Origin of the sequence: Kitasatospora sp. NPDC005856 (genome assembly GCF_040629945.1) — a bacterium.
Lineage (GTDB): Bacteria > Actinomycetota > Actinomycetes > Streptomycetales > Streptomycetaceae > Kitasatospora.
In genome coordinates this window covers 1-3359 of sequence record NZ_JBEXWT010000201.1, presented here as the reverse complement: position 1 = coordinate 3359, position 3359 = coordinate 1, and the positions used below count along the sequence as shown (strand labels likewise).

Sequence of the window (3359 nt, the reverse complement as noted above, 5' to 3'; positions counted from 1 at the left end):
GTGATCTACACCTCCGGCTCGACCGGCACGCCGAAGGGTGTGGCGGTGACGCACGGCGGTCTGGCGAACTACGTCGCCTCGGCGCCCGAGCGGGTCGGGTTCGGCGGTGAGGGCGGCCGGTATGCGTTGTTGCAGGCGCAGGCGACGGACCTGGGTAACACGGTGGTGTTCGCGAGCCTGACCACTGGCGGCGAGCTGCACGTCCTGGACGCGGATGCGGTGACCGATCCGGCGGCGGTGGCCGGCTACCTGGCGGAGCACGGGATTGATTTCGTGAAGGCGGTGCCGTCGCATCTGGGGGCTCTGGCGGCGGCCGGTGGTGCGGGGCAGGTGCTGCCGGCGCGGTCGCTGGTGTTCGGTGGCGAGGCCGCCTCGCCCGCCCTGGTGGGCGAGGTTCTGGCGGCGGCCGGTGGGTGTGGGGTGTTCAACCACTACGGCCCGACCGAGGCGACGATCGGTGTGGCGACGACCCGGTTGACCTCGGAGCTGACGGCCACCGGTGTGGTGCCGATCGGCCGTCCGATCGCGAACACCCGCCTGTATGTGCTGGATGACCGTTTGTGCCCGGTGGCGCCGGGTGTGGTGGGTGAGTTGTACGTCGCGGGTGCGGGTCTGGCGCGGGGCTACGTGCGCCGGCCGGGTCTGACCGCCGAGCGCTTCGTCGCGAGCCCGTTCGGGGCTGATGGCGGGCGCCTGTACCGCACGGGTGACCGGGCGCGTTGGACGGCGGATGGCCAGGTGGTGTTCCTGGGCCGCGCGGACGACCAGGTCAAGGTGCGCGGCTTCCGCATTGAGCCGGGTGAGGTCCAGGCCGTGATCGCCGGGCACCCGGCGGTCGCCCAGGCCGCTGTGGTCGCTCGCGAGGACACCCCCGGTGATGTGCGTCTGGTGGCGTATGTCGTCGCCGACGACGAGGAAGCCGATCACGCTGAACTGTCCGCTGTGGTGCGGAAGTTCGTCGGAGAGCGGCTGCCGGAGTACATGGTCCCGTCGGCCGTGGTGGTGCTGGACGCGCTGCCGTTGACCGGCAACGGCAAGCTCGACCGCCGTGCCCTGCCCGCCCCCGACTACGCTGCCGGCGCCGCCGCGCGTGGCCGCGGACCGGCGACCGCCCGCGAGGAGATCCTCTGCCAGGCGTTCGCCGAGGTGCTGGGTCTGGAGAGCGTGGGGGTCGACGACGACTTCTTCATGCTGGGTGGTCACTCGCTGCTGGCGGTGTCGCTGGTGGAGAAGCTGCGCGGGCGTGGTGTGTCGGTGTCGGTGCGGGCGCTGTTCGTGACACCGACCGTGGCTAGCCTGGCGGCGGTGGCGGGTCCGGAGCTGGTGGTGGTGCCGCCGAACGGGATCCCCGAGGGCGCTCAGGAGATCACTCCGGAGATGCTGCCGCTGGTGGAGTTGTCCGCTGCGGAGCTGGAGCGGGTGGTCGCGAGCGTCGAGGGTGGCGCGGCGAACGTCGCGGATGTGTACCCGCTGGCGCCGCTGCAGGAGGGTCTGCTCTTCCACCACCTGCTGGGTTCCCACAGCGGCAGCGATGTGTACGTGCTGCCGATCGTGCTGGGCTTCGACTCCCGGGAGCGGCTGGACGCGTTCGCGGGTGCGCTGCAGCAGGTGGTCGACCGGCATGACATCTACCGCACCGGTGTGGTGTGGGAGGGCCTGCGCGAGCCGGTCCAGGTGGTGTGGCGTCACGCCGTGCTGCCGGTGACCGAGGTCGCGCTGGACCCGGCCGCGGAGGACCCGGCAGCCGAGCTGCTGGCGGCCGGTGGTCCGTCGATGGACATCGGTCACGCCCCGCTGCTCGGGATCCGGGCTGCGGCGGTGCCGGGGACCGAGCGGTGGCTCGGGATGCTGCAGATCCACCAGCTGGTCCGTGACCACACAGCGCTGGAGGTGCTGGTCGGCGAGGTGCGGGCGATCCTGGCCGGTCAGGCCGACACGCTGGCGCAGCCGCTGCCGTTCCGCGACTTCGTGGCGCAGGCGCGCGGTGGTGTGGCCCAGGCCGAGCACGAGCGGTTCTTCGCGGAGCTGCTGGGCGATGTCACCGAGCCGACCGCGCCGTTCGGCCTGGTGGATGTGCGCGGTGACGGTTCGGACTCGGTCCGGGTCCGGTCGGACGTGGACGGGACGGTGGCGGAGCGCTTGCGCGAGGTGGCGCGGCGACTGGGTGCCAGCCCGGCGACCGTGCTGCACGTGGCGTGGGCGCGGGTGCTGGCGGCGGTCAGCGGCCGTGACGACGTGGTGTTCGGCACGGTGCTGTTCGGCCGGATGAACGCCGGCGCCGGCGCCGACCGGGTGCCTGGCCCGTTCATCAACACCCTGCCGGTCCGCGTGCGCCTGGACGGGCTCGGTGCGGCCGCGGCCGTCACCGGGATGCGCGGGATGCTGGCCGAATTGCTGGAGCACGAGCACGCGCCGCTGACGCTGGCGCAGCGCGCCAGCGGGGTGCCGGGGGACCGGCCGCTGTTCACCTCGCTCTTCACCTACCGGCACAGCCAGGGCCCGGCCCGGCAGGCCGCCCTCTCGGACGGCATCGACGTCGTCTTCAGCCGGGAGCGCACCAACTACCCCATCACCGTGGCGATCGACGACCTGGGGGCCGACTTCCGGCTGGTCGTCAGCGCGGTCGCGCCGGTCTCCCCGGAGGCCGTCTGCGGTCTGCTGCACTCGGGCGTCGAGAACCTGGTGGCCGCTCTGGAGAGTGCGCTGGACTCAGGCTCCGACCTCCCGCTGAGCAAGGTGGCCGTGTTGGACGAGACCGAGCGTCGTCGGGTGTTGGTGGAGTGGAACGACACTGCGCTGGACGTGTCGGGCTCGACGGTTCCGGGGGTGTTCGCCGCACGGGTGGCGGAGGCGCCGGATGCGGTTGCCGTGCTCGGTGAGGGTGTTGAGCTGACGTACCGCGAGTTGGATGAGCGGGCGAACCGTCTGGCGCACTACCTGGTGGAGCAGGGTGTGGGTGCGGAGTCGGTGGTCGCGGTCTGCATGGAGCGCGGTGTCGAGCTGGTGGTGTCGCTGCTGGCGGTGCTGAAGGCCGGGGCGGCGTATCTGCCGGTGGACCCGCAGGCGCCGGTGGAGCGTGTCGCGTTCATGCTGGCGGACAGTCGGGCGGTGTGCGTGGTGACCTCGCAGACCTGCGCGTCGTTGGTTTCCGGGTCGGTGCCGGTGGTGTTGGTGGATGCGCCGTTGGTGCGGATGGCGTTGGCGGTGGCTCCGGTGTCGGCGCCTGTGGTGTCGGTGGCGCCGGAGGGTCTGGCGTATGTGATTTACACGTCGGGGTCGACGGGTGTGCCGAAGGGTGTGGGTCTGGCGCATGCGGGTGCGGTGAACCTGGCGGTGGCGCAGGTGGAGCTGCTGGGGGT

1 protein-coding gene is annotated in these 3359 nt (G+C 72.0%); it reads left to right on the top strand.

The genetic code is table 11. The features are described from left to right. Positions 1–3359, top strand: a 3359-nt coding sequence (locus tag ABZ449_RS41875; RefSeq protein ID WP_360357357.1) for an AMP-binding protein, incomplete at both ends; no start/stop codon positions are given.